Here is a 24617-nt window from a genome sequence, read left to right on the forward strand (position 1 = left end):
CATAAAAAACACCCGCAGGCGTACTTACTGTACGTTGAGGACTGTTTTTTGTGAAGCGACAACGCAGATGCATCGTATATTTTCAAAAGAACAAAAGGATGATAGAATATGATTATGCATATAAGTATCTGGGCGCTTGCGTTCTTATGGTTTTTTGTCTTTTTAGGGGGCTTTGTCGATTCTGCAGCAGGGGGCGGAGGCTTAATCTCGCTGCCTGCGTATCTGTTTGTCGGACTTCCGCCTCATACGGCAATCGGGTGCAATAAGTTTTCCGCTGCGTGCGGCACCACACTTTCCGCAGCGCGTTTTTTTAAGAATGGCGCGGTTGACTGGCAGGTCGCGGCGGTTTCCGCCGTCTGTTCGTCTCTATCTTCATATATCGGTATCAGAATCGCATTGATGATCAATCAGGAAACGCTTAAAACCGTACTGGTTATTGTTCTCCCGATTGTCGCCGTGCTTCTTTTATTTAAACGCAACTTCGGTACGGAGAATCAGTCGGCCGAGATTCCAAAAAAGAAAGCGTTTGTCTTGGCTGCGTGTACCGGTCTGCTTATCGGCTTCTACGACGGACTGATCGGTCCGGGAACAGGCACCATCGCCATTATCGTTTTTTCCGCATGGATGAAGTACGACCTTAAAACCGCTTCCGGCAATGCGAAAGTTATGAATCTTGCATCGAATTATGCAACACTCATCGCTGTCATAACCGGCAACAAGGTCGTCTATTCCATTGCAATTCCTGCAGCCGTATTCGGTATCATCGGAAACTATATCGGGGCGGGGTTTGCAATAAAAAAAGGCACTGCGTTTATCAAACCGTTGATGATCTGCGTTATTATCTTGCTGTTCGGAAAACTCTTTTACGATGTTTTCGGGACATTCCTGTTCTCATAGGTACTTATGAATTATTCGCTTTACGATCCTTATGATTATCCGCTGTATCGTCCGCCGAGCGAGGCTTATTCGTTAATCTTGCAGGTAACGCTCGGCTGTTCGTATAACCGCTGTGTGTTCTGCGGAATGTATCAGACAAAAGAATTCCGGATTAAGCCGATTGAAACGGTGAAACAGGAACTCGTCATGTTTGCCGAACACTACCGCCGTGTCGATAAGGTGTTCTTGGCTGACGGCGACGCGTTAACCGCCCCGACAGAATACTTGGCCGCAGTATTGGACGCGATTACTGCCGTTATTCCGCAGTGCAAACGGGTGTCCTGTTATGCAACTCATCTCAATATCAGACAAAAATCTCCGGAAGACTTGAAGCTGCTAGCCTCAAAGGGGTTGACGCTTTTGTACCTCGGTGTGGAAAGCGGCGACGATGAAACGCTCAAGTTTATCCGGAAGGGAACAACGGCGGCGGAGATGATCAAACTTTCCAACAAGGTGAAAGATGCGGGAATGGAACTGTCGGCAACCTTTATTTTAGGAATTAACGGTGCCGAACGGGATAACACGCAGCATGCGATTAAAACCGGCGAGATTATCTCCAAAATGTATTTGACCTATGCGGGGCTGCTCACGCTGCGGCTTGAGGACGGCAGCTATCTTACCAAAGCCGCCGCCGAAGGAAAGTACACAGTTGTCGGAATTGAAGAGGTTGTAAGAGAATTAAAGCTGATTTTAGAGAATATTCATGTTGAAGAGATGACCGCTCCGGTGATTTTCCGCTCCAATCATGCCTCCAACTTTTTAACGCTGAAAGGAACGCTGCCACAGGATAGGGACGCAATGCTTGCGCAAGTCAACCGCGTTCTGGAGCGGGGCGTATATCCTGAACACCGGAAATACTATTTATAGAGCATCTTTAAGAGCCGCATTTCTACGATCGACTGTATATTTCCTTTATAAGGAGGACGACCGTGCAGCTGTTTCCCGGGCGGCGGCAATCACTTCTTCCGCTTGAGCCTGCGTAATCCGCGCCGCGGCGGCAGCCGCTTCCGCGGAAGCGGCCGCGAGCTTTTCAATACTTGAAAAGCTGCGCAGCAAACGCGCAGCCCGTTTTTCTCCGATGTGGGGCAGCTGTTCAAACTGCAAATGTAGTTCTTCTTTTGACCGCAGCCGGTTGTTGCGGGTGTTGGCAAACCGGTGCGTTTCGTCGCGTACCCGCTGGAGTACCCGTAAGGCTGCGCTCCGCCGCGGCAGCACAATCGGCTTGTTGATATGCGGCCGGTAGAGCTCTTCATTTTTTTCTGCAAGCCCCACCAACGGAATATCAAGCTCCAAGGCATCGAGTACCGCTTTGGCCGCATTTACCTGTCCGATGCCGCCGTCTATCATAATCAGGTCGGGCAGCTCCGCTGCTTCGTTCAGCAAACGGGTATACCGCCGCGCCACCGCTTCCCGCATGGAGGCGTAGTCATCGATAATGCCGTCCGTAGTGCGCAGCCTGAAAATCCGGTAGTTCTTTTTGTCGGGATTGCCGTCCTTAAACGAGATGAGGCTGGCAACGGTGTACTTGCCGTGCAAATGAGCGATATCGAAACCTTCGATGCGGTGGGGTGGCCGGTCAAGCGATAATATCTTTTGGAGTTCTTCCAGGGCAGGGAAGTCTCCCAGCTCCTTTACGCGGCGGGCAGCGTCCTCTTTAGCGTTAAACTGCGCCATTGCAAGCGCCGCTTTATGCCGCCGAAGTACGGAAGGAGGCAGCCGGTCTGCTGCCGACCGCTCCGATATCTCCGACCTACCTGCGCTATTTGATGTAGCCGCTGTTTGTTTTGATATCTCCGGTTCGCTTGCACTGCCGGATACCGGTGTGGTATCAGCCTCATCAGGTGTAACGGCGCCATATACCGGCGTTTTTTCAGCGGCTGCCGCTTCGGTGGTATCACTATGATATGCATATTCGTTCACAGTGGTACGGTTTTCGGTATCGCTATCTGTCTCGGCCGCTTGTTTCCGCTCTTCCAACGGAATCGTCGTGATGGTAACTTTAACGCCGAGCCGGTCGGCAAACCATTGCTCCGCGAGTTCATATTCCTGCCCCGCACACACGAAGATATGCGGCGGAATCTGTTTGGGGTCGGTGTAGTAGGCAATGAGAAATTCGGGTAAAACCTCGGCTTCATCTTTGAGGCTTTCCGTCCGGTATAAGTCCCGCCCGACAACCTTGCCGCCCCGCATTTTAAATACCGTAAAGGTGATCAGCGCTCCCTCCGCCGCCCAGCCGATATAGTCGCGGGATTCCGGATCCATATCTTCAACAGAGTTTTGGCCTCGAAGCGCCCGTACCGCCTGCATTCCGTCTCTGATACGGGCGGCTTTTTCAAATTCGCGGGCTGCTGCTGCTGCTTTCATTTTTTCCGTTAATTCGGCGAGCGGTTTTTTCAAGTCTCCTTCAAGCAGCAGCGCAATTTCATCAATATCCTTTCGATAGTCGGTTTCGGAAATTTTATCCGCACAGGGCGCACTGCATCGGCCGATATGAAAATACAGACACGGCTCGCGCTTTTTTAAGCGCTTGCATTGCCGCAGTGTATAGGTCCGTTTAATGAGCGACAAAAAATCATCAACAGCGGGCACATTGGGGAAGGGGCCGAAATACCGGGCGCCGTCGTTTTGTATCCGCCGCGTTCGGTACAGCCGCGGATAGCGTTCATTGGTAATTTTGAGCACGGGATAGGTTTTCCCGTCTTTGAGATTGATATTGTAGCGCGGCTTGTATTTTTTAATCAGATTATTTTCAAGCAGCAGCGCCTCATACTCATTATCGGTTTGAATATACTCGATGCGGCGCGCGCGCGAAACGAGGATACGGGTTTTAATATCCCGCTTTGACGCAAAATACGAACTCAATCTATTCTTGAGCGATTTCGCCTTTCCGACATAAATAACGATATCTTTTTCATCCCGCCACAGATACACGCCGCTGGTTTTAGGCGCCGACAGCGCATATTGATGAAGCGCCTCACGCACATCCGCTTGTTCACTCATACCGTAAGGATAATACTAAGACCGGTGCGTAATGGCAATATTGATAGAGCATAACCGGATATTTTTATCATTTATAGACTATGCTAAAGACTCAGTTAGATTTAATTTAAGAAATGATGAATTTTTGACGTGAATTATAGTGTTTTTTCCAGCCATTTTCCTCCGAAAGTCGCATAAGGACTGTAGGAGGTGTGAAAATGAGCAAATCCCACAGTAACTCGATGCGGTTCACCGCTCGAAACGATTATGCGTTCAAAAAGCTCTTTGGTACTGAAGAGAATAAGGATATCATGATCGAATTTCTCTCTTTGGTTACCCTTTTGAGCAAAGATGATTTTGATGACGTCCGTATCAAAAATAGCGAACAGATTCCCCGATTCTACAACGATAAAACCGGGCGGCTCGACATTAAAATCCGCTTACGCGACGGCCGTAAAATCGATGTAGAGATGCAGAATACCTATTTTGATTATTATCCTAAACGCAGTATCTTTTACTGTTCTAAACTGATCCATGAACATTTTATGAGCGGCTTCCAGTATGCGCAGTTGAAAAAGTGTATTGCAATCAATGTGCTGAATAGCCCGTTTAAGCTGAGCGAAAAGATACATTCAATCTATCAGATACGGGAAACGGAAGAACAAACACTCTTGGATGAGCTTTTGGAGATTCACTTTTTAGACTTAACAAAGCTGCAAAAAGAGAGTTTGACAAGCCTAGAAAAATGGCTTATGTTTATCAAAACAGACAGTAAGGAGGAGCGGTCTATGCTCGCACAAGGAAATCCGGTAATGGCGAAGGCAAATAAGGTGATGGACATCTTTTATCTGGATGAGCAAGAACGGAAGCGGTATGAGGCAGCATGGGAATATGAAAGCGACCGGCTCTCGATGATAAGCGAGTCTGAACGGAAAGGCCTTGAGCGCGGCAAATCGCTCGGCCTTGCCGAAGGCTCCCGCCAAAAAGCGCTCGAAACGGCAAAGAACTTATTGCAATTCGGCTTATCCGTACAAAAAATAGCACAGGCAACCGGGCTTACCAAAGAAGATGTTGAAGCACTGTAATCTACCTTTACCTAGTATTGTACATGGCAGCGCGATATTGTAGAGCGGTAATTAAATGTGCTACAATCTACGGCAACAGTTTTTTATAGGAGATAGTATGAAAAAATTGCTCTGTGTTGTATGTGTATCGGCTGCGATGCTGATACCGGTTTTTGCCTCTGCGGGTGCGAAAGAGTATGGATATACCGAACAAGATATATTTATCACCGCAGGAGATCACGAAATTCCTGCTACGCTGACCCTTCCTAAAGGAAAACCCGGCGAAAAGTTTCCCGCAGTGGTGATGCTGCACGGAAACGGTTCAAACCGCCATGAGGCAGGTATGGCTTACGATTACACTGCGCCTGAAATGGCACGTGCGGGTATTGCCACCATTCGGTTCGATTACATCGGAAACGGTGACAGCAAGGGCGATTATATCGACTTTACCTATGATAAAGGTATCGAAGACGCTCTGAGCTGCTATCGATATCTTTGTGCATTGAAGAATATCGATGCAAAAAGAATCGGGATTATGGGATGGAGTCAAGGCGGAAGGCTCGCTCTTTTAGCAGCTGCACGGAATGATGTCTTCAAAAGTGTGCTTACATGGGCAGGCGCCTACGATCAGAAAAGCGGAGAGCAAGAACAATACGAAATAGCAAAGAAAAACGGCTATTATGAAGTAACCTATTCATGGCGGACGCCGCTTAAACAAAGCCCCGCTTATTATGAAAATGCAATGGCAATCAATTATCCGGCGGAACTTGCTGCGATTAAAGCCCCGATTTTAGCCATCGCAGGCTCCAAAGATGATGTAGTGCTGCCTTCCGTAGCGCAGACGATAGCAGCCGGTGCCAAGAACAAAAAAAGCCGTGCCCTTATTCTGGAAGGCGCTGATCATACGTTCCTTGTATTTTCCGGCGATTTAACTATGCTGCATACCCTTACCGGTGAAACGATTGCATGGTTTAAAAAGACGTTATAGACGAGCCGTTTAAAAGTATTAGGAATATAAAATAAAATAATAAAGAAAAAGTTCAGCAGGGAAGGGCAACCGCATTGGAAAAACTGCAAGCGGCTGCCCTTTTTGTTAAATGACGGTTCTTTTCGCTCTTCCAAACTCATACCCTATTAAATCTGCCTATTGATGTATCCCAAGAGTGATTTACTGAGGCATAACAGCACGGCGCAAAATTTCGTTGATTCTTGTCTGATACCCTTTGCCGCCTGCTTTTAACGCTTCCAGAATATCAATATCAATCTTGATATGAACATCAGCTTTTTTAACTTTGTACCATTCTGGATGTATCACATGGGCTGGTTTCATTTGTGCCAGCTGCTCCGACGTGAGCGGAGGGCAGTCAGGATCATCAAATTTTTCATCGAAAGCCATTATTTCTTCTATACGCTCTTTTGATAGTTTAGGTGATTTATTAATTTCGTCTAAAGTCATTGTTTTTATAGCCATTTATTTCCTCCTTGTTCGCCTTGCGAGCTGATATAATCCTCAGTGTACCGTCATTCCTCTCTGTATAGACAACAAACAGGATAGTCTCGACAAAACCAATGGCATTCCACCGTTCTTCAGAATCACATGGATCTGGAATAAGAAGAAGGTGCGGATCAGTAAATATCTGACACGCCTCTTCAAAAGAGATGCCATGTTTTTTAATATTTGTCTTATTTTTCTTCTCGTCCCATTCAAAATACATGAAAGGTTACTCCATAAAATAATGTACATCATGAAATGGGTGTTGTCAATATCGTAAACAGCGCCAAGAACAAAAAAAGCCGTGCCCTTATTCTGGAAGGCGCTGATCATACGTTCCTTGTATTTTCCGGCGATTTAACTATGCTGCATACCCTTACCGGCGAAACGATTGCATGGTTTAAAAAGACGTTATAGACGCTAACCGTTTAAAAGTACCAGGAATATAAAATAAAACAATAAAGGAAAAGTTCAGCAGGGAAGGGCAACCGCATTGGAAAAACTGCAAGCGGCTGCCCTTTTTGTTAAATGACGGTGTTGTCGGGGATAATTGCGTTCTTGGTGATAACGTAAATGCGGTCAACAACGTGATAATAGCCGTAGTCGCCGTCGGGCGGGATTTCCCCCATACCGATGGATACGTTATGCCCGATTCGTGCATTCTTGTCGATAATCGCTTTTTTAATATGACAGTTTTTTCCGATACCGATACATGGAATGTCGGCTTTTTCGTCTACCGCCTTGCTGCTGTCGGATTCGTAGTAGTCCGCCCCCATACAGACAACACCTTCCAATACGCTTCCTGCCTCGATAATGGTTCTAATACCGATGACGGAGCGGGTAATTGTCGCATAGGTAATAACACAACCTTCGCTGCAGGTAACACGATCCAACTGCGCTCCGTTGATTTTTGAAGCCGGCAGATTTCGGTAGTGGGTATAAATCGGCGCTTCCGCATCATAAAAGTTAAATTGCGGCGTAATTTCCGTTAAATCAAGGTTTGCTTCGTAAAAACTACGGATGGTACCGATGTCTTCCCAATAACCGTTATGCACAAACGCCGAAACCTTATGATCTTTAATCGAAGCGGGGATAATTTCTTTTCCGAAGTCGGTCATATTGTTGTTTAAGCATTCTTCCATCGCCTTTGCATTAAAGATATAAATACCCATCGAAGCGAGATATTCTTTATCGGGACTTGCGACTGAAATACCCGACTGTGCAGGGATCTTCCATTCATCGATATTTCTATCGGGGCCGGGCTTTTCCATAAAAGCGGTGATGTTTGATTGTTTATCAATCTGCATAATACCGAATCCGGAAGCGTCGCGGCGGTTTACTGCCGTACAGGCGATAGTAATGTCTGCTCCGGAAGCTTCGTGCTGCGCTAAAAACTCTTTTAAGTTCATACGGTATAATTGATCGCCTGAAAGGATGATATAGTATTTCGGATCTTGCGTTTTAAAGTGAGTAAAGTTTTTTCTTACTGCGTCCGCGGTGCCTTCGTACCAGCCTGAATGTTCAAACGTTTGCTCTGCAGCAAGGATTTCTACAAAGCCGTTTGAAAAACTGTCAAAACGGTATGCCCGTGCAATGTGCAGATGCAGCGATGCGGAGTTAAATTGAGTCAATACGTAAATTTGCCTAAGACCGGAATTAATACAGTTGGAGATAGGTATATCGACGATACGGTGTTTCCCTCCGAACGGTACGGCCGGTTTTGAACGGGATTGAGTAAGCGGGTATAAACGAGTTCCTTTTCCGCCTCCCAAGATAATCGATAATACTTTCGGCATATATCCTCCTTTTATGATATTTGCAGAGGCGTATTCCGCAAAAACCGAGAGAAGTATCTATGAACACACTGAGATTTAAGCGTTGTTCTATTACTATCAGTATAAACGAGTTTTTTATTTTTTGCCATAAAAATAAATAAGAATTATTCTTGTTCTTTATACTGCGCTTGACAAAGCATTGAATTATCGGTATACATCAAGTGAGATTTAGTAATATATGCGGTAATCTGCCGCCCTCTAAAAGTCATCCATAAAAAGTAATCGTATAAAAAGTTTATTACTGGCAACATTAAAGTTTTGCGCTATTGCTGCCGATACGGGAAGCGGGATAGCAGAAAGTTGTAGCGGTCATGCCGCTACCGCTCAGAGGTGAAAGCAAGACGGTAAAGCTCTGCCGCAGAGAAGCGAAGCAGAAGAAATTATAGTGCGTTTTTATCGCCGGAGTGTGTTAGAAACGCTTGCTCAATGGAGCGGAGAAAAGGCTTATGAAAAAGATGAATCGCGCAGTATTTCTTGTACTGATTATATTAACTGCCCTTGCAGGTATTACCTGTAAACCGTATGTAGGTTTGGGCGGTCAGATCGATATTCTTCCGCCGAGCGGTGAGATTACCTATCCTGATGCGGGTGAGACGCCGATACGGGGTTCGTTTGTTTTAAAGGGTACGGCAAAGGATGACGACGGTATCCAATCGATTTCGGTTGTTTTTGAAAATATCGAAACCAAAGAAAGAAGCCGCGCGTATGAAGCCGAAGGATTTTCCAAAGGGAATGTTTCGGCCTCGTGGACAATAAGCGTAAACAACGAATCGACGGGAACCGAACCGGGGCACGATCTGGTAAAAGTGTATCCCATTCCCGACGGCGAATATACGGCAATTGTCAGCGTTACCGACAAGGGTGGAAAGACGTCCACATTTACCAAGAACTATAAAATAGACAACACGCCGCCGGTATTTATTGTGTCGCGGCCGTCGACGATTGTGGGTAAAGATGAAACGACAACGCCCCAGGCAGACGGATACGGAGCAACTTTTTCTGTTGTCGGGCAGGCAGGTGAACAAAATACGGTAGAAGAACTTGAAGTACTTGTCAACGGAACGGCGCCTATAAAAAACATGTATGTCGGCAAGAATATAAATGCTAAAATTGCCGTTTACAGCACATCTCCTACAAACCCTTTATATGATTTACAAGCGCAAGATAGAACAAAGCCTATTAGAGGCCGACTATATTTGTATGATAACGCCCGCGAATATAAGGGCGGTAGTGCGTCCGGAGAAGGAAATAAGGCCGACTGGTATTATGTGTGGGATTCTATTTATATCGATGTCATAGCAAAAGGATATACCCCCGAAGTAATCAGCGACTATTTTGCCGGTAAAAAAGGTTCGGATAAAAACGAACACGACCAAAAGATACTGGCCTTGCGCGGCGATACGAACGCCTTAAACACGCTTAAATCGGCAATGACAAAAATGGAAGAAAAGCGGAGTACTTTTAAACTGGATCCCAGCATATCGCCGGGATTTAAGGTTATCGGCGTAAAAAACCTGCCTAAAAACACTTTAAATTTGGGGCATACTTCTTCCATGCTGTTTAAAACCGGAAATGAGACCTCCTTTTCGGTAGAGCTTATCCGTAATAAGGATAACACTCCATTAGTAAAAGGAGCCGCTCTTGCACAGTATAAAGAAAGCAATATTGAAATTGTATTGGCAAAGTGGAACGGAACCGGCACTGCAGAAGACAGCTTTAAAACCGGCACAAACCTTGAAGAAAAAACACTTGTAAAGTTTTCCGATTTGGCAAATACAAACAATATCACCGTAGAAGGCGGGTCTTTACGCATAACCTGTGTCTTCAATCCCGATTGGGGCGAAGGTTACTATGCCTTAAAAGTTAAAGGCACAGATACGCATCCTTCAGGCACACATACCTTTGAAGCGTACGACGATTCCAACTCCGTGAACGACGGTATATACATCATAAATTTTCTTGCCGTCGGAAACGGGCCGCGTATACGGGCGATTCGCCCGCAAGGTTTCCAAAAAGGGAATTTTGAAATCTTTGCCGCTGTTACCGGCATCGATTCAACGGGTGTTGTTTATTATAATATAGGTGGATCTGTACCCACCAGTCCGTACCCAGCGACAGTGCTTACAAAAGCTGATCCCGCAGATCAGAGCGATCATAAATATAAGGCTACAATTGATGTAAGCAGCCTGTCCGACGGCGACCATGAAATTCACTTTTTGGTTAAGGCGGGTTCAGGTTCAACCGATGCGGATAAAACCGATTTTGCGATTGATAAAACACCGCCCACTGCTGATATAAGCTACCCTCTTCCTGCCGACCCGCAAGCGGGGAAAATCACTATTTCGGGCACTATTACCGACGGAACAGGATCGAGCGTTAAAGAGGCCGGTACAAAATATATACTGGGTAAAAAGTCTTCTACACCTGCGCTCACCGATTCAGGTTGGCAGAATATGACCACTTCTACAAAGGGGTCATGGAACGTGGATGTTGATTTGGATACGATGAGTGCTCATCCGGAAAATTACGGAACCCAAGTCGGCACGAGTTCTTACTATAAAGTACCGCTTTATATCCGTAGTGAAGATATGCTCGGTAATGCAAAGGTTCATGTAAAAGAAATTCTTTTTAATTCTGACGGAACGAAGCCTGTAGTAAGAGTACTTTCTCCGCAAGCAGATGCTGTTGTCGGCGGTACTATACAAATTTTCGGTACGGCAAGCGCTGTTACCGGCGGACCAAGCGCTGTCGGTGAGGTATATGTACAGTTTTCAAAGACCACTGATTTTACCAATCAGGCGAACATGACCTTCGGAACAAGCGGAGGTGGGTATGATGCCAATTGGTATCAAGGCGGAAACGGACAGCGTGTCCCGGGAACAGGTTCCGGGCCTGGCGAAAAAGGATCTGAGTGGCGGCTTGAAATAAATGGAAACGGCGCGTTTAACGGTACATCTCAGCGGCAAGATTTGTATTTCAGATTCCGTGCAAAAAATAAGAACTACAGCGATCGGTGGGGCGAGTGGACGACACCGGTAAAAATAATCGTTGATAAAGATGCTCCGTTAATTACCGACGTAAAAATCGAAAATATTTCGATGCCGCCGTCACCACAAAATTACGAAACGAATATGTGGATTGGAAGTGGCAAAAAGCTTACGGCAAAATTGACCGATCCGTCTGGAATAAAAGAGGTTAAAATTACCTCAAGCAAAATGAGCGGCGGTATATCGTATACGAAAGCTACGGCGCCCACAGGGTGGCTTACACCTTATAGTGCAGGTGGTGTTTCGGGCTATACGTTAAGCATACCGCTTAATATAAGCGGTATGTCGGGTAATGATTTTTCGATCAAGGTTGAAATTACAGAAGATACAACTACAGGTCTAAAGTCTGATAGTACGTTTACATTCCGATTTGATACGACTGCCCCGACAGGTTTCTTCGGCTCGGGCTTATATATCAACAGCGGGTACTTCGGCGATTCTTCGGTTACAAATGCTGCTCTTGCCGATAAATTACGGGACTTGGGAGCAAACACATCTTCGGGTGCGGGGTGCAAAATATTAGCCGACAATACTGAATTGACAGTAACAAGCGTATTGGGAAGTACGGTGAGTTTTACTCCTTCGACAACAACTAAAGAATACAACTATATCCTCTATAAACCGGAAACCTTGATATATAATGAAAGCTCCTCCAGTCCGTGGATCGTAAAAGGCGTTGCGAATGACGACGGTTCCGGTGTTGCAAAAGTTGAGGCATGGGTTACGGTAGATAATGGGTCAACAGCCCACACGATTATAACCGAAACCGATAATACAAATAAAATAACGCGGCAGCTTGGCGGGCAGGTTACTTGGAAAGGACAGATAAATCTCGATTCGCTTAAAGACGGGAAGGGAACGTTGCATTACAAGATAACCGACAAGAGCGGTAATGAATATAATGCTCCTCCTGTCGATGTGCGGGTAAAAAATAAGCCGATAAAGGTAAAGACAATAACGCTCGTTACTGACATAGGAGGAAGTGCTGTCGAGTTCGCAAATAATAATGTGAACAAAGCCCTCAAGAATATAGACGTAGATTCTAATCTCGACTTTACCGCGAATTATACCAGCAGTGCATTTGCTTTTAAAAATGAAACCAATTCGAAAATAAAGGTGAATTTTGACGGCGGACAGGGACAGGTTAAATACAGTCTGAAATACAACAATGCTATTTTAGCCGGGCATGATATGCAAAATATCGGCAACGGCGGCATCATAACATTGACCCCAGCCAATTTGAATACGATCGGTAATACTACAGGCGAAACAACCAAAGAATTGACGCTGGAATTGTGGGATAGTGCACACGACTGTTCACCGACCGGCACAGCTCCGTTTGGAAAGAGTTCTTTTGCTGAAGTTAAAATCAATACGCTCTTTGAAGCTATCGATACTAAACCGCCGACGGTGGTCATTCTTCCGTTCCACTGGAATAAGGAGGACGACAACTCATTGTATCAAAACAGCCGTGCTAACGGACATGTGGAAATTGCAAAGATTAACAGTTTAGGCAACGATCACCCTTCCGTTTCGGGCAAGGTTACAATCCGCGGGTTTGCGTATGACAATATTAAAATTGATTCAATTACAGCTGAGGTATCCGGTAAAACGTTAACAGCTGCGCTTTCCGGCAATGGGCCGTGGACGGCTGGAACAATAACTTCGGCAGATGGTATTGTATTAAAGGTAAAAAAACTCGGTGCCGACTATCTTGGCTATTACGTTACATGGCAGATTGATTGGGACACTGAAAAAGCGGGCGTAGGGCTTGCGAAAGACATTAAAGTAACGGCTAACGATGGAACAACGACATTTTCCGACACCGGAGTGACTACAGCCAAAACAACAGGCGTTACCCGGACTGAAAAAAGATCTGCAGAAAACGCTGTTTTCGCAAATAAAAAGCCCGGACAGTTTGTTGTGTTTACAAAAGGAGAAACGCAATACCTCACACGTATAAGAAGCGTAACAGGTAATACGGCAACCCTTGAAGATGATGTTCCGATTGAGGCAGATGAAGTTTATATGTACGCTTATACTGCAAACAAGCCTAAAACAAAGGTCAACGTTGTTCCATATATAACGGAGGTAGTAACGGGATTAACAAGTGCAGACGGCGGATTTAAAGGGGCTTTCTCACGTGCATCGACCGGCGAATATCCGGTACGGGCTGGGGAAACAACCGAATCTTCTGCAGAAAAAGAAAAAAGAAAAATACATATAAAGGGTTTTAACCTTAAGCATAATAGCACTTATGGAAATGCTTTTTTGGGAACTCGAGATTTAGGCAATGCACTCGAAAGTATTTATCTTGATTCTTCTACCAGTACAAGCGACGAACTGAAGGTTAGCGTAAACAGTATCGATTCGATAAACAACAAGGTGGATATTACCAAGCCGTACAATCTTGAGGATAACGGAATTAATAACGATATCCTCAATGCAAACCGCAAGCTTTTTGTATGGAAGATGGAACCCATTATCAATAACAATGCGATGGAAAGCCCGCAGTTCGTGATGGATAAGGAAAGTAACTATTATCTGGCGTTCGGAAACTTACGCACGATCGGTAGCGGTGGTTGGGATGCTATGCGGCTTTCAACTAAAATTAGCAAGAACGGTACAGTAACGGCATCAGATGACTGGGAGTTTTGTTATAGTAAATTCCAGAATACAATGATAGGATATGATGGCAATGGTAATCCCTACTTGGGTGCTACAGATACAGATCGCGCTACCGGTCAGAGTACAGGTTTTTCGTTCTGTTTCCAACAACCTTCTAATAGTTCTAACTACAGCTTAGGTATGAATAAAACACGATTGGAAAACTGCGACAATGAGTTGACAAATGTATATGATGTAAACCGTGTACGTATTCCGAAGATAGCCGTACGCGGTGGAGGTACAACAGCTGATCCTGCTAAAATTGCCATGGTTTATTTTGACGGAAATATGAAAGATGATTCGGCTGTTAAATTTAGGTTTGGAACGGTTATCAATGTAGAAACAAGTGTACCGACAGTAAGCGGCACACGAACTGCCATAACTGGTGGAATTGCCTACAATGTCGGCAACAATGGTGTCGGTAGCGATCCCGATTCACCCAAAAAATCCGGTTCCGCCAAGGGGTATGAAATCATTGCAGATACGGCCGATTCCACAACTTATAAAAGCGGCTTGTATGCTGCGGTGGGACTGACTTCTACAAATCGTGCTGTTGCCGTATGGTATGATGCAACGGGTTCCCGATTGGTATACAGCTATCGCGATATGGGTGCAAGCTACACGGCACCGGGTGTCGGAGGAGACCGTAAAACAAACGAATGGCAGGCTCATGCGGTTGAGATTGACGGCGGTGCACCTCTCTATGTTGATGTGGTAATTGATGATGAGGACGGTTTGCATATCGGTTACTATTCAAGCAGTAAAGGCGGGGTAAAATACGCCTACCTGCCGCCGGATAAAGTAAAAGGGACAACAAAGCCTGTTTCTACAGACTTTAAAGTTGCTACAGTCGATACCCATATGAATCCGGGGACATTCCTTAAAATAGGTGTACGTAAAGAAGGCACCAAGCAGGTTCCGTACATCAGCTACTATCATAACGGTTTTTACGGTTCCAAAAATGCAGCACGTATTGCATGGCTGAAAGACGGCATCGGTTCCGATGGTACGGTAAAAACCGGTGTGGTAAACAATAAGTTTACCGGTGACTGGGTTGTAATGACTGTTCCCGCAAGCAACGGTATTCAGCAGTACACGATTTGTCAGGGTGTACCTTCGAGCGGTGATTATGCAAATAAGGTTGTTGCCGCGTACTTTACAACAAAGAATTACGAAATGGCGGTGCTGTCTAAGAATTGACATCCGTGTCAATTCTTGGACGCGAGATTTGTGCGCAAGCACAAATCTCGCTACTGCATGGAACCACCGCCGTCCGTGGCAAGTTCAAAAATTGACCTCCTTGTCAATTTTTGAACGCGAATTTTGGCAAAGCCAAAATATCGCTACTGCTGAGAGAACCACCGCCATCCGTGGCGGGGATGATTGAAAGCCTGGTATGCAGCACTTACCGGGCTTTTTATATGAATGGTGCGGTGTTCCGAGCCGTTCGGATAAAAGGGTTTGCAAAAGTGAGGAAAACATGATAACAATCGGTAACAATGAATTACGAGCGGTTTCAGGAATCTCTGCTGATGAAGAAAGAGATATTATAAACTTTCTGCAAGGTGCGGTGTATTGTTGGTGTAAAAATAGAAAAAATGAATGGTTCTCTCTACGTGATTTAATGGGAGGTGATAATTACTACTGGAATGATACACCTATGATTAAATTATGGGAAAAGCATAATAATTTAAAAAAAGCCGATCCCGTTGATGAAGCAGGAAAAGATGGTGGATGGTTATTAAAAAAAGTAGTGCAGAAAGATAAAAGAAAATTTGAAACAAAAGAAGAAGATATGATTAGAAAGTATCGGTGGATACCATAGCAAGTTAAATGGATATTGGTCGAGTATTTTTGGCTGAGGTAAAAAGATAGTATGAAAAAAAATAATCAAGAAATAATCGAAAATAATTCTTAATTTTTAATTATTTTCCCCCATTGAATGAATTACAGCTTTTCAATCTCTTCGCGGCTTAAGCCGGTTGCTGTTGCAATATTTTGAATAGATAAGCCGAGTTGCAGAAGGTTCCGTGCTGTTTCGAGCGCTTTTTGGCGGGAACCTTGGGAGCGTCCCCTTGCTTCTCCTTCTGCGAGACCGATGGTTTTACCTTCCGCAAGACCCCATTCGGCTCCTGCCTTGAATTGCACTTCAGAAATAGTTGCAATGTCACTTTTCAGCTTCATCCTCGATTCATACAGCTTCCGCTCCTCAGGACTTAGACTCAAAACATCAATTTTCTCATTTAGTATTTGCAATATCGGAGAGGTCATTGCTAACATTGCTCTTTCCTCCTTGTCGTCCGTTTCTATAAACCGTAACCAGTTTAGCAGCTTTTCCTGTTTTTTGGTAGTGATACTTTGCCGTATCTCAGCTCCTTTTACTGCCGATAAGTTTAGAAAGTGTATCTCTAATAAATCAGTGAGCGGCTGATAGCTATTCTGCTCCTGTATGCTATAGCCAGAGTGCATCTCTCTATTGAGCTTAAATCCTTGTGAGATTAGATTGATGGCAATGCATCTTGTAAGGCTGGTGTATGATTCACCCTCTTTAAAGCCCTCAATGTACATTTTAGCCCAATAGAACAGTGTTCGAGGAATAAATTCGGCAGACCAAGAGTTTTGAATTTCAATATCGATTGCTGTTCCGTCTTTTAATCGAAGTTTAACATCGAGAATACCGGTCTTATCGGTGATCGCATCTTTGGTAAGTTCCTTATCCAGCAGTTCGAGGTCGGTAATCATACCGGTCGGCATATCCAGAACACATTCAAGGAAGTCCTGCAAGCAGGCTTTGTTCTCTTCCGAGCCGAGTAAGAGCTTGAATAAATAATCGTTTTTAAGAGTGAGGGTCATTGTGTCGTTCATCTTTTACCTCTGTGAATATATCTCTTATATATAGCACGGATGCAAAAATGGCTAAAAAAATGGGGAAAATTATGAATTTTTAATTAGGATTGCTGAAGTCCTTCCGTAAGCCTTTTGAAATAGACTGTTAAGCAGTTGTACATCCGTGTACAACTGCTTAACGACGAGATTTGTGCACAAAACAAATCTCGCTGCTGCTTGGAATCTCTGACCCCCTGTCAGAGTAGCAACGCGGTAGATGTGCTGACCATAGTGCCGCAGGTTAAAGGTATGTTAGAAGGCTCTTTCAGCCTCCTCAATATATACGATGCGCATTGGAGCAGCGATATATGGGTGAATGATAATCGTGGACAACGAGTATCGGTACCTCCGGCGCATTGATCGGAGACTGGGTGGTTATGACGCTTCCTGCAAGCACCGGTATCCGGCAGTGCGGAAAAGGTTAGTGGTAAGTTTTACCACCGACCGATTGGATTATAGTTTTTCGATTTCAGATTTTGAAAGCCCTGTCATCAGACAAATTTCTGTCGGTGGATAGTTTCGCTCGAGCATAATCTTTGCCGTTTCAAGTGCTTTCCGGTAAGAGCCATCGGCAAAACCTTGCTGTATGCCTTGCTGTATACCTTCGGCGATGCCTGCTCTACGTGCATCCATTTCAAATGATTTTAATAACATATACTCCCTCCATTTTTCTTCGTCTTCTTTGGTTTCATTTACTCGCTTGTCAAGCTGTTTGGTAAATGCAGTTTCCGGTGGTTTCCTGTTCATATACGATAAAAAAGCTTTTAACTCTTTTTCGGCATGTTCGGCAGCTGTACTATTTGCGATTATTTTTGTTGTACCGTCATTAAAAATCTGTCCTGTTTATCCCCTATAGCATCACCGGTAGAAAAACAGCTTGAAAAAGGGAGTGATAATTCAGAACTTTTTCGTTAAAGATATCAGTGGTTAGATTAAATGATTCCCGCTCTCTGTCTCTGCGGCGAGGTTGTAGGAGAAAGAAAAGGCAATTCATAATTTTTAATTATGAATTGCCTTTTCTTATGCGGAAGGTTGATTATGTAATCGAAGCGTCGTAGATGCCCTTAATTGCGGCCGCGAGCGTTTTGTCGAATTCTTCTTGCGACTGTTGTGCACGCAAATCCTCAGCAAGGGCGCGGGAGAAGCTCGCGATCATACCGTGGTTCTTTGCCAGCAAGGCATTAGCCTCTTCTCTGCTGTAGCCTCCCGAAAGCGCAACGACACGTACAACCTGCGGATGGTCAATAAATTCTTTATACAGGTCTGCCTGCGTCGGAATGCTGAGCTTGAGCATAATCAGTACATCCTTCGGCAGTTTTGCAATGTGCTCGCGGATTTCCGTTTTCAGAATCTCTTCGCACTTTGCTTTATCGGGGCTGTGAATATCGACTTCCGGCTCGATAATCGGTACAAGCCCGTGCTTTGCGATCTGGAGTCCGATTTCAAACTGCTGGTCGATAACTTTTTTGATGCCTGCAGGATTTGCTTCCTTTATCACCGAACGCATTTTTGTTCCGAAGATGTGCTTCTGTACGGCGCGCTTCAGCAATGCTTCCAAATCGGGCATCGGCTTCATCATCTGAACGCCTTCAGCTAAGTCTGCAAGTCCTTTATCAACTTTTAAGAACGGAAGAACACCGCGTTTATCCCACAGATAATCTGCCGTCGGGATACCTTCTATATCGCGATCCATTGTTTGCTCAAAAAGAATAGCACCAAGGATATGTTTTTTATCGAATTCTTTACTGGTGATAATCCGTGTCCGCATGGCATGCACCATATCGAACATCTCTTTTTCATTTGAGTAAGCATCGCCCCCAACACCGTAGGCAGCTAAGGCCTTAGGCGTGCTGCCGCCGCTCTGATCGAGGGCTGCGATGAATCCTTTTCCGGTGCGCATCCGTTCTATTTTTTGCTTGTCCATAGTAAAACCTCCTGCAACATACTGCGGTGTTAGTATATCCTATGATGGCGAAAAACGCTAGTCTGTCGGCATCTTCACATCTTCGGATATTCAGCGTATAATTGAAGAATACGAGGATATTTTATGCAAAAAGTGTATGCCGATAGCTTTCTTCAAACGATGGAATTTCATATCAACCGCAATATACGTACAAAATGCCGGTTTTCAAAAACGCTTTTTTCATCGACCGGAAATGTAATCATACGGAATATCAACGATATTTATGCGTTTACTTTTCAGTATAACGAAGTTGTCGAATCGGGTGCGTTCGGTATGCCGGTGCGCGCCGAGCAGTATTTAAAGGCGGGACAACTGAATGCGATGGGACTCATCGATGAAATATTCCATTATATGTGCCGGCTCTATCGGCGGGATGTACGTACCGATTTTTTTAGCAGCGGCTATGAATTTGTGCAAGCGGAGCTCGCAAAGGAACAGTTGCCCGACCTCGACGATTTATTACTCGAATTTTGCACGGAATTTCCTCCTGCCGAAGTGTACGGCGGAACAATGTCCGTCGAGGATTGGTTCGGCAATACCGATCCGGTATCAGGTATTGAAAATAAATACCGTGCGTTTGAAGAATTGATTCTTTGTAAACTTGCAAATGAGAATCCTGCCTTCCAACCTTTTTATCCGCTTTTTACCGATGAACAGCTCGCAGCGAATCCTGCGTATAATTGTTTTTGGAACAGCCTTTGCGAATGGTCATCCCAAAATGAGGTATTCGGTCCGGAAAAAATCGATCTGATTTCGCTGCTTAAAGCGCCTGTTTCTTATGCGCCGTTCAGTTTGAAAGGGCAGCTTGAATATATCAAAATGCACTGGCTCGATTTGCTCAGCGAGTTTATCGGCAGGCTCTTAACAAGTCAGGATATCCTTTCCGAAGAAGAAAAAGCTGCATGGCAAGGATGCGGAAGTGGCGGAGCCGACGCGTATCATTTTGAAGACCTGACCCAGGAGTATGAACGGTTCAGCGCCGACCGCGAGTGGATGCCGAACGTTGTGATGATTGCCAAAAGCACGTTGGTGTGGCTGGATCAGCTCAGCAAAAAGTATCAGCGGTCTATTACCCGCCTCGATCAAATTCCCGATGAAGAGCTTAACATCCTTGCGGAAGCGGGCTTCAACGCACTGTGGCTTATCGGCGTGTGGGAACGTTCCCCTGCAAGCGCACGGATTAAGCAGATATGCGGGAATCAGGAAGCGGCAGCGAGTGCCTACAGTTTGATGGATTATGAAATAGCCGGTGAAATCGGCGGATGGGAAGCGCTTGAAAATCTGCGCAGACGCGCCGGTGCACGCGGTATTCGGCTTGCCGCGGATATGGTGCCGAACCATACCGGTATAGATTCAAAGTGGGTTATTGAGCGGCCTGATCTTTTTATACAAACCCGCGAAAGTCCCTTTCCGGGCTATAGCTTTGACGGTGAAAATCTTTCTCACGATTCCCGTGTCGGTATTTATCTTGAAAACCATTATTATTCAAAGACGGATTGCGCCGTGGTGTTTAAGCGGGTCGATCACCATACCGGCGATACCCGATATATTTACCACGGAAATGACGGAACAGGGCTGCCGTGGAACGATACCGCGCAGATTGACTTTCTTAATCCCGAAGCCCGTGAAGAGGTTATCAGAAAGATTTTGCACGTTGCACGGAATTTTCCGATTATCCGCTTCGATGCGGCAATGGTACTGGCAAAAAAGCATATCCGGCGGCTGTGGTATCCTGAGCCGGGCAGGGGAGGGGATATCGCAAGCCGTTCCCGTTTTGCGCTTTCTACAGAGGAGTTCCAAAAGCGGCTTCCCGAAGAGTTTTGGCGTGAGGTAGTAGACCGCTGTGCAGCTGAAGCGCCCGATACGCTTCTGTTGGCAGAAGCCTTTTGGATGATGGAAGGCTATTTTGTCCGAACACTCGGTATGCACCGTGTCTATAATTCCGCATTTATGAATATGCTCAAGCGGGAAGATAATGCACAATACCGGTTGACTATCAAGAACACCCTTGAGTTCGACCCGCAAATATTAAAGCGTTATGTCAATTTTATGAATAATCCCGATGAAGAAACCGCTGTGGCGCAGTTCGGCAGGGATGATAAATACTTCGGCGTTTGTACCATGCTGGTTGCGATGCCGGGACTGCCGATGTTCGGGCACGGACAGATTGAAGGCTTTGAAGAAAAATACGGTATGGAATACCGCCGTGCTTATTACGATGAGCAGGTAAACACCGGTCTTGTTGAGCGGCATTGTAGGGAAATTTTCCCGCTGATGCGGCTTCGCCGTCTGTTCTCCGGTGTAGAGAACTTCCTGCTCTATGATTTCTGGACGGATGGACAGGTAAACGAAAATGTCTTTGCGTGGTCGAATGTTCACGGGGATTCCCGATCCCTCATTCTCTATAATAATAAATATGAACAGGCTGCCGGCTGGATCAATATGTCTGTTGCTTATGCCGTTAAGGAAGCCGATGATGAAAAACGGCTGGTACAGCGGACGCTTGCGCAAGGCTTGCAGTTGACGGTTACTGCGGATCGGTTTGTCATTTTTCAAGAACAGCGTTCAAAACTATGGTTTATCAGAAAAAACAGCGAGATTGCGGAACACGGTTTGTTTGCTGCTCTCAACGGTTTTGAAACACAGGTGTTTTTAAACATCTATGAGGTAACCGACACTCCGGACGGACAGTATCAAAAGTTGTATGAAAAACTCAACGGCAGCGGTATTGCAGATGTTGCGATGGGAATCAACGAGATCAAGTTTAAGAAGCTCTATGATGCGCTTGCTGCGTGCGTGTCAAAAGAGACAATGCAAGATTGTATGCAGCTGGTAAAGGATTGTAAGCATACTGAAACCCCGCGCGAAACGGAGTCAAAGATACATTCGTTTATCAACAAGCTTGAACCGTTAGCTGCCGCTTTTTTGACCGCTTTAGAAGAAACGTACCGCAGTGAGGAGACTGCACAATTCCTTGAAGAGAAAGTTCCGGCAGCTAAAACATCCGTAAAGCGGTTATTGGCTCTGTTCCGGGCGCGTATGTATCGGCTTCTCCTCTCGGCTTCCGGTTTGCTGGTACGGGAAATGCCGCTGACTGCGATGACACCTGCCGTAACCGTCTTTATTCATAAAATGTGCGGAACGGCTTCGCAGCTTTTCGTATCGTTCGGTTCGGTGTTCCTTATGGCTGTTGAAGATATTGCTGTCTATTACAAGATGGAAGAAAATATCGGAAGGCTCTTTGCCTTTTTGCACCTCGACGAAAAGCTTGCGGCACTGGTTCGTTCAAAGGGCTTTGATATTGATCCTATTGAAAATAAGGCCGATACGGTAAAGTATCTCTATTATGTGCATAATGCCCGCGGAAAGAAAGCTATCCGCAGAACCGGTATTGTCAACCGGATGGCGCAGGATCCTAATGTCATGATCCGGCTCGGTATTCATGAATGGGACGGCATTAAGTGGTTTAACCGTGAATCGGGAGAGTTGCTTGCCGACGATATGGCAGCGATGCTTTTTCTTTCCGCAGCACGGCCGGTTAAACAGGCTGAGTGTATGAAGAAAACTGCCGCTTCGGTAGAAAAATATTGCCGGTTTGATGCGGAATTTTCTGCAGCAATCCATAAGTCGGGATATCAAGTGGATCGGTACCTCAAGCTTTTTGCCGGTACGTTAAAATAGTACGGCTTATCCGTGCAAGGTATGTGAAATCGAAATGAAAAAGCATTGTTTTTTTCTCTTGATTGTGTTGTTGCTTGCTTCTTGTAAGCCTGCCGTTAGAAAAGAAAGCCGTACTGTGTTTGCGCTTGGAACCGTGTGTAACATCCAACTATTTACGGAAATGCCGCAGGCGGAAGCCGAAGCCCTACTTCAAACCTGTACACAACGGCTTGAGGAGCTTGAACGGCATTTAAGCGCAAATGCCGACAGCTCTACGCTTATCGATATCAATAAGGCGTCCGGTATATCCGCAGTTAATGTACCGGCAGATATATACCCGCTGTTTGAACGTGCTGTGTTTTTTGCCGAAAAGACGGACGGTGCGTTCAATCCTGTTATCGGCAGCGTGGTCAAGCTCTGGAATATCGGATTCGAGAATGCGCGGAAGCCCGAAGATCAGGATATTCAGGCGGCGCTTTCCAGTACCGGCTATAAGGATGTACAGCTGACCGGCGCAGCGGTTTTTCTGAGAAAGGCTGGGATGAAGCTTGACTTAGGGGCGATTGCAAAAGGGTTTGCCGCCGATGAGCTTACCCGCATCGTGAAACAGGCTGGGATTGTGCACGCCGTCATCGATATCGGCGGTACGATTTCCGTTGTGGGAACCCGGCCGGACGGCAAGCGCTGGAATATCGGTATTCGGGATCCGCGTGTCCGGCAGGGGCAGCCGGTTATTTCCGCTCCGATTGAAAGCCGCAGTATTTCTACGTCCGGCAGCTATGAGCGGTATTTTGAGCAGGATGGCGTCCGCTATCATCACATTATCGACCCTGCAACCGGATATCCGGTGCGGAGTACTATGATTGCGGTATCTGTTTTTTCCAATTCGGCAACCGACGCGGACGCTTTGTCAACAGCGTGCTTTGTGCTCGGCTATGAGAAGGCTGCTGCACTGCTTGCTGGACTTCCCGATACGGAAGCGCTTTTTATCTTTGATGATAACAGCGTCCGTACAACAGGCGATCTTGAAAAAAATATCGTGATTTTAAATTCTGCCTTCCGGTTCGCGAATACGAATGAAAACGCTGCAAACAAATAAACTGCCGGTTTTGCGTATTGCAAGATAGTTAGGGAGGCCGCTGTGAAAATGATAAAACAATACACCAAAAACACCCGCTTTCAAGATATGGTGCAGACGGTAATCCTCTTCGGCTTCGCGCTGTATTTTATCGGCGTCGTTGTTTCCGGTTCGGTATACCGCTATGTGCATGAGCGGCATATACCCGTGCTGTTATTATCAGCGGCGGTATTTTTTATTATCGGCATACTCAAATTTAAACAAGTGATACAGGAATCGCAGCGGCATACCTCATTGCATACGAGTGGCTATTCTGCGGTTGTTTTTGATCGTCCTGTAGGAGACGTCCGCAGCGGACGCGCAGGTGTTTTCGGTATTGCCGTCTTTGCCGTTGCCTTGGTTGGTATGTCAGCGGCATTGGGAACAGTGGTGCGATTTTCTCAATTTGCGTATACCGGCTCGCTCGGTGAAGGGACTGCGGGTTCTTCCATTACAGCTGCGCCTGTTGCTGCATTGCCTTCCGCCGGTGATGCTCGGGCAAGCGCCTCTTCCGGTGCTGTGCTGCCTTCTGTTGCTGTGTCTCCTACGGAAGCATCTTCCGCTACTTCTGCCATTGCAGAACGGAACATACCGAGTGCAGACGGCGGTATCGTTATGGACAGCGATACGTTTGCGCAATGGCTTACCAAGCTGTATACAAAGCCCGATGCATGGGTTGGAAAGAAAATCACGGCAACCGGCTCTGTGTGGAAGGATGGGGAATTGTTCGAAAAGGATGAATTCGCCTTAGCCCGTATGATGATGACATGCTGTGCTGCCGATATGCAGCCGGTCGGTGTCCTTGCGCAGTGGAGTGATGTTCAAGCGCTTACCGAGGGCGAATGGATTGAGGTTATCGGTACGCTGTCAAAAAAGCCGTATAAGGATAGTTTTGATCCGCTTATTATTGTAGAAACGGTAAAAAAGATCGAGCCGCCGCAGCGGGAGTATATTTATCCATAGATGTGCGT

General features: G+C 45.8%; 17 protein-coding genes. 10 read left to right on the forward strand and 7 right to left on the reverse strand.

What is annotated here, in order from left to right; genetic code table 11:
• Window positions 1-114: 114 nt before the first annotated feature.
• Together E4N65_RS03040 and E4N65_RS03045 are read left to right on the forward strand one after the other, a co-directional pair.
• Window positions 115-897 (forward strand): sulfite exporter TauE/SafE family protein, encoded by a 783-nt coding sequence (locus E4N65_RS03040; protein WP_044016913.1) that lies wholly within the window; start codon window positions 115-117, stop codon window positions 895-897.
• Window positions 898-903: 6 nt separating this feature from the next.
• Window positions 904-1803: a radical SAM protein gene (locus E4N65_RS03045; protein ID WP_253673994.1), complete on the forward strand. Its 900-nt coding sequence runs from the start codon at window positions 904-906 to the stop codon at window positions 1801-1803.
• A 45-nt stretch (window positions 1804-1848) separates the two neighbouring features.
• Here the strand turns inward: E4N65_RS03045 and uvrC are convergent, their stop codons facing one another.
• The gene (gene uvrC, locus E4N65_RS03050; RefSeq protein WP_253673996.1) at window positions 1849-3936 is read right to left on the reverse strand and encodes an excinuclease ABC subunit UvrC; all 2088 of its coding nucleotides are present in this window, start codon (window positions 3934-3936) and stop codon (window positions 1849-1851) included.
• A 197-nt stretch (window positions 3937-4133) separates the two neighbouring features.
• On the opposite strand from uvrC, the gene E4N65_RS03055 reads away from it, so the two are divergent.
• Together E4N65_RS03055 and E4N65_RS03060 are read left to right on the forward strand one after the other, a co-directional pair.
• Window positions 4134-5000 (forward strand): Rpn family recombination-promoting nuclease/putative transposase, encoded by an 867-nt coding sequence (locus E4N65_RS03055; RefSeq protein ID WP_253673997.1) that lies wholly within the window; start codon window positions 4134-4136, stop codon window positions 4998-5000.
• A gap of 97 nt (window positions 5001-5097) precedes the next feature.
• Window positions 5098-5967, forward strand: coding sequence for an alpha/beta hydrolase family protein (locus E4N65_RS03060; RefSeq protein ID WP_253673998.1), 870 nt, complete (start codon window positions 5098-5100; stop codon window positions 5965-5967).
• A 180-nt stretch (window positions 5968-6147) separates the two neighbouring features.
• Here the strand turns inward: E4N65_RS03060 and E4N65_RS03065 are convergent, their stop codons facing one another.
• Complete coding sequence (locus E4N65_RS03065) at window positions 6148-6450, reverse strand: BrnA antitoxin family protein (protein ID WP_081984373.1); 303 nt, start codon at window positions 6448-6450, stop codon at window positions 6148-6150.
• Complete coding sequence (locus tag E4N65_RS03070) at window positions 6416-6694, reverse strand: BrnT family toxin (protein ID WP_016523312.1); 279 nt, start codon at window positions 6692-6694, stop codon at window positions 6416-6418. The genes E4N65_RS03065 and E4N65_RS03070 overlap by 35 nt, the downstream gene beginning before the upstream one ends.
• A 35-nt stretch (window positions 6695-6729) precedes the next feature.
• On the opposite strand from E4N65_RS03070, the gene E4N65_RS03075 reads away from it, so the two are divergent.
• Complete coding sequence (locus tag E4N65_RS03075) at window positions 6730-6888, forward strand: hypothetical protein (protein WP_253673999.1); 159 nt, start codon at window positions 6730-6732, stop codon at window positions 6886-6888.
• 107 nt (window positions 6889-6995) lie between these two features.
• Here the strand turns inward: E4N65_RS03075 and E4N65_RS03080 are convergent, their stop codons facing one another.
• On the reverse strand, window positions 6996-8267 hold the full coding sequence (locus E4N65_RS03080; RefSeq protein WP_253674000.1) for a glucose-1-phosphate adenylyltransferase: 1272 nt from the start codon (window positions 8265-8267) through the stop codon (window positions 6996-6998).
• Window positions 8268-8752: 485 nt separating this feature from the next.
• On the opposite strand from E4N65_RS03080, the gene E4N65_RS03085 reads away from it, so the two are divergent.
• Window positions 8753-15220, forward strand: a complete 6468-nt coding sequence (locus E4N65_RS03085) for an Ig-like domain repeat protein (protein WP_253674001.1) — start codon at window positions 8753-8755, stop codon at window positions 15218-15220.
• A gap of 196 nt (window positions 15221-15416) precedes the next feature.
• A complete protein-coding gene (locus E4N65_RS03090; RefSeq protein WP_200877763.1) occupies window positions 15417-15845 on the forward strand; it encodes a hypothetical protein in 429 nt (142 codons plus the stop codon).
• A 122-nt stretch (window positions 15846-15967) separates the two neighbouring features.
• Here E4N65_RS03090 and E4N65_RS03095 read toward each other — a convergent pair whose 3' ends face one another.
• The 3 genes from E4N65_RS03095 to E4N65_RS03105 all read right to left on the reverse strand — a co-directional run bounded on the left by E4N65_RS03095 (window position 15968) and on the right by E4N65_RS03105 (window position 18830).
• Entirely contained in the window at window positions 15968-16885 is a 918-nt protein-coding gene (locus E4N65_RS03095) for an Rpn family recombination-promoting nuclease/putative transposase (RefSeq protein WP_044013275.1), read from the reverse strand.
• 474 nt (window positions 16886-17359) lie between these two features.
• The gene (locus E4N65_RS03100) at window positions 17360-17560 is read right to left on the reverse strand and encodes a hypothetical protein (protein WP_144389643.1); all 201 of its coding nucleotides are present in this window, start codon (window positions 17558-17560) and stop codon (window positions 17360-17362) included.
• A 382-nt stretch (window positions 17561-17942) separates the two neighbouring features.
• Window positions 17943-18830, reverse strand: coding sequence for a fructose bisphosphate aldolase (locus tag E4N65_RS03105; protein ID WP_044013272.1), 888 nt, complete (start codon window positions 18828-18830; stop codon window positions 17943-17945).
• Window positions 18831-18953: 123 nt separating this feature from the next.
• Here E4N65_RS03105 and E4N65_RS03110 point away from each other — a divergent pair, with 123 nt between their 5' ends.
• The 3 genes from E4N65_RS03110 to E4N65_RS03120 are packed head-to-tail and all read left to right on the forward strand — an operon-like array spanning window position 18954 to window position 24609.
• A complete protein-coding gene (locus tag E4N65_RS03110; RefSeq protein WP_044013271.1) occupies window positions 18954-22550 on the forward strand; it encodes an alpha-amylase family glycosyl hydrolase in 3597 nt (1198 codons plus the stop codon).
• A gap of 34 nt (window positions 22551-22584) precedes the next feature.
• Window positions 22585-23628, forward strand: coding sequence for an FAD:protein FMN transferase (locus E4N65_RS03115; protein WP_253674002.1), 1044 nt, complete (start codon window positions 22585-22587; stop codon window positions 23626-23628).
• A 48-nt stretch (window positions 23629-23676) separates the two neighbouring features.
• A complete protein-coding gene (locus E4N65_RS03120) occupies window positions 23677-24609 on the forward strand; it encodes a TIGR03943 family putative permease subunit (RefSeq protein WP_235619817.1) in 933 nt (310 codons plus the stop codon).
• Window positions 24610-24617: the final 8 nt, after the last annotated feature.

Source organism: Treponema sp. OMZ 855, assembly GCF_024181145.1.
Lineage (GTDB): Bacteria > Spirochaetota > Spirochaetia > Treponematales > Treponemataceae > Treponema.

What these genes read in the sequence shown, in the direction of transcription:
- E4N65_RS03070 (WP_016523312.1), bottom strand. Translation starts at nt 6,694, where the DNA reads ATGTATTTTGAATGGGACGAGAAGAAAAATAAGACAAATATTAAAAAA.
- E4N65_RS03040 (WP_044016913.1), top strand. Translation starts at nt 115, where the DNA reads ATGCATATAAGTATCTGGGCGCTTGCGTTCTTATGGTTTTTTGTCTTT.
- E4N65_RS03055 (WP_253673997.1), top strand. Translation starts at nt 4,134, where the DNA reads ATGAGCAAATCCCACAGTAACTCGATGCGGTTCACCGCTCGAAACGAT.
- E4N65_RS03075 (WP_253673999.1), top strand. Translation starts at nt 6,730, where the DNA reads ATGGGTGTTGTCAATATCGTAAACAGCGCCAAGAACAAAAAAAGCCGT.
- E4N65_RS03105 (WP_044013272.1), bottom strand. Translation starts at nt 18,830, where the DNA reads ATGGACAAGCAAAAAATAGAACGGATGCGCACCGGAAAAGGATTCATC.
- E4N65_RS03115 (WP_253674002.1), top strand. Translation starts at nt 22,585, where the DNA reads ATGAAAAAGCATTGTTTTTTTCTCTTGATTGTGTTGTTGCTTGCTTCT.
- E4N65_RS03065 (WP_081984373.1), bottom strand. Translation starts at nt 6,450, where the DNA reads ATGGCTATAAAAACAATGACTTTAGACGAAATTAATAAATCACCTAAA.
- E4N65_RS03060 (WP_253673998.1), top strand. Translation starts at nt 5,098, where the DNA reads ATGAAAAAATTGCTCTGTGTTGTATGTGTATCGGCTGCGATGCTGATA.
- E4N65_RS03110 (WP_044013271.1), top strand. Translation starts at nt 18,954, where the DNA reads ATGCAAAAAGTGTATGCCGATAGCTTTCTTCAAACGATGGAATTTCAT.
- E4N65_RS03120 (WP_235619817.1), top strand. Translation starts at nt 23,677, where the DNA reads ATGATAAAACAATACACCAAAAACACCCGCTTTCAAGATATGGTGCAG.
- uvrC (WP_253673996.1), bottom strand. Translation starts at nt 3,936, where the DNA reads ATGAGTGAACAAGCGGATGTGCGTGAGGCGCTTCATCAATATGCGCTG.
- E4N65_RS03100 (WP_144389643.1), bottom strand. Translation starts at nt 17,560, where the DNA reads ATGTTATTAAAATCATTTGAAATGGATGCACGTAGAGCAGGCATCGCC.
- E4N65_RS03095 (WP_044013275.1), bottom strand. Translation starts at nt 16,885, where the DNA reads ATGAACGACACAATGACCCTCACTCTTAAAAACGATTATTTATTCAAG.
- E4N65_RS03090 (WP_200877763.1), top strand. Translation starts at nt 15,417, where the DNA reads ATGCAGCACTTACCGGGCTTTTTATATGAATGGTGCGGTGTTCCGAGC.
- E4N65_RS03045 (WP_253673994.1), top strand. Translation starts at nt 904, where the DNA reads ATGAATTATTCGCTTTACGATCCTTATGATTATCCGCTGTATCGTCCG.
- E4N65_RS03080 (WP_253674000.1), bottom strand. Translation starts at nt 8,267, where the DNA reads ATGCCGAAAGTATTATCGATTATCTTGGGAGGCGGAAAAGGAACTCGT.
- E4N65_RS03085 (WP_253674001.1), top strand. Translation starts at nt 8,753, where the DNA reads ATGAAAAAGATGAATCGCGCAGTATTTCTTGTACTGATTATATTAACT.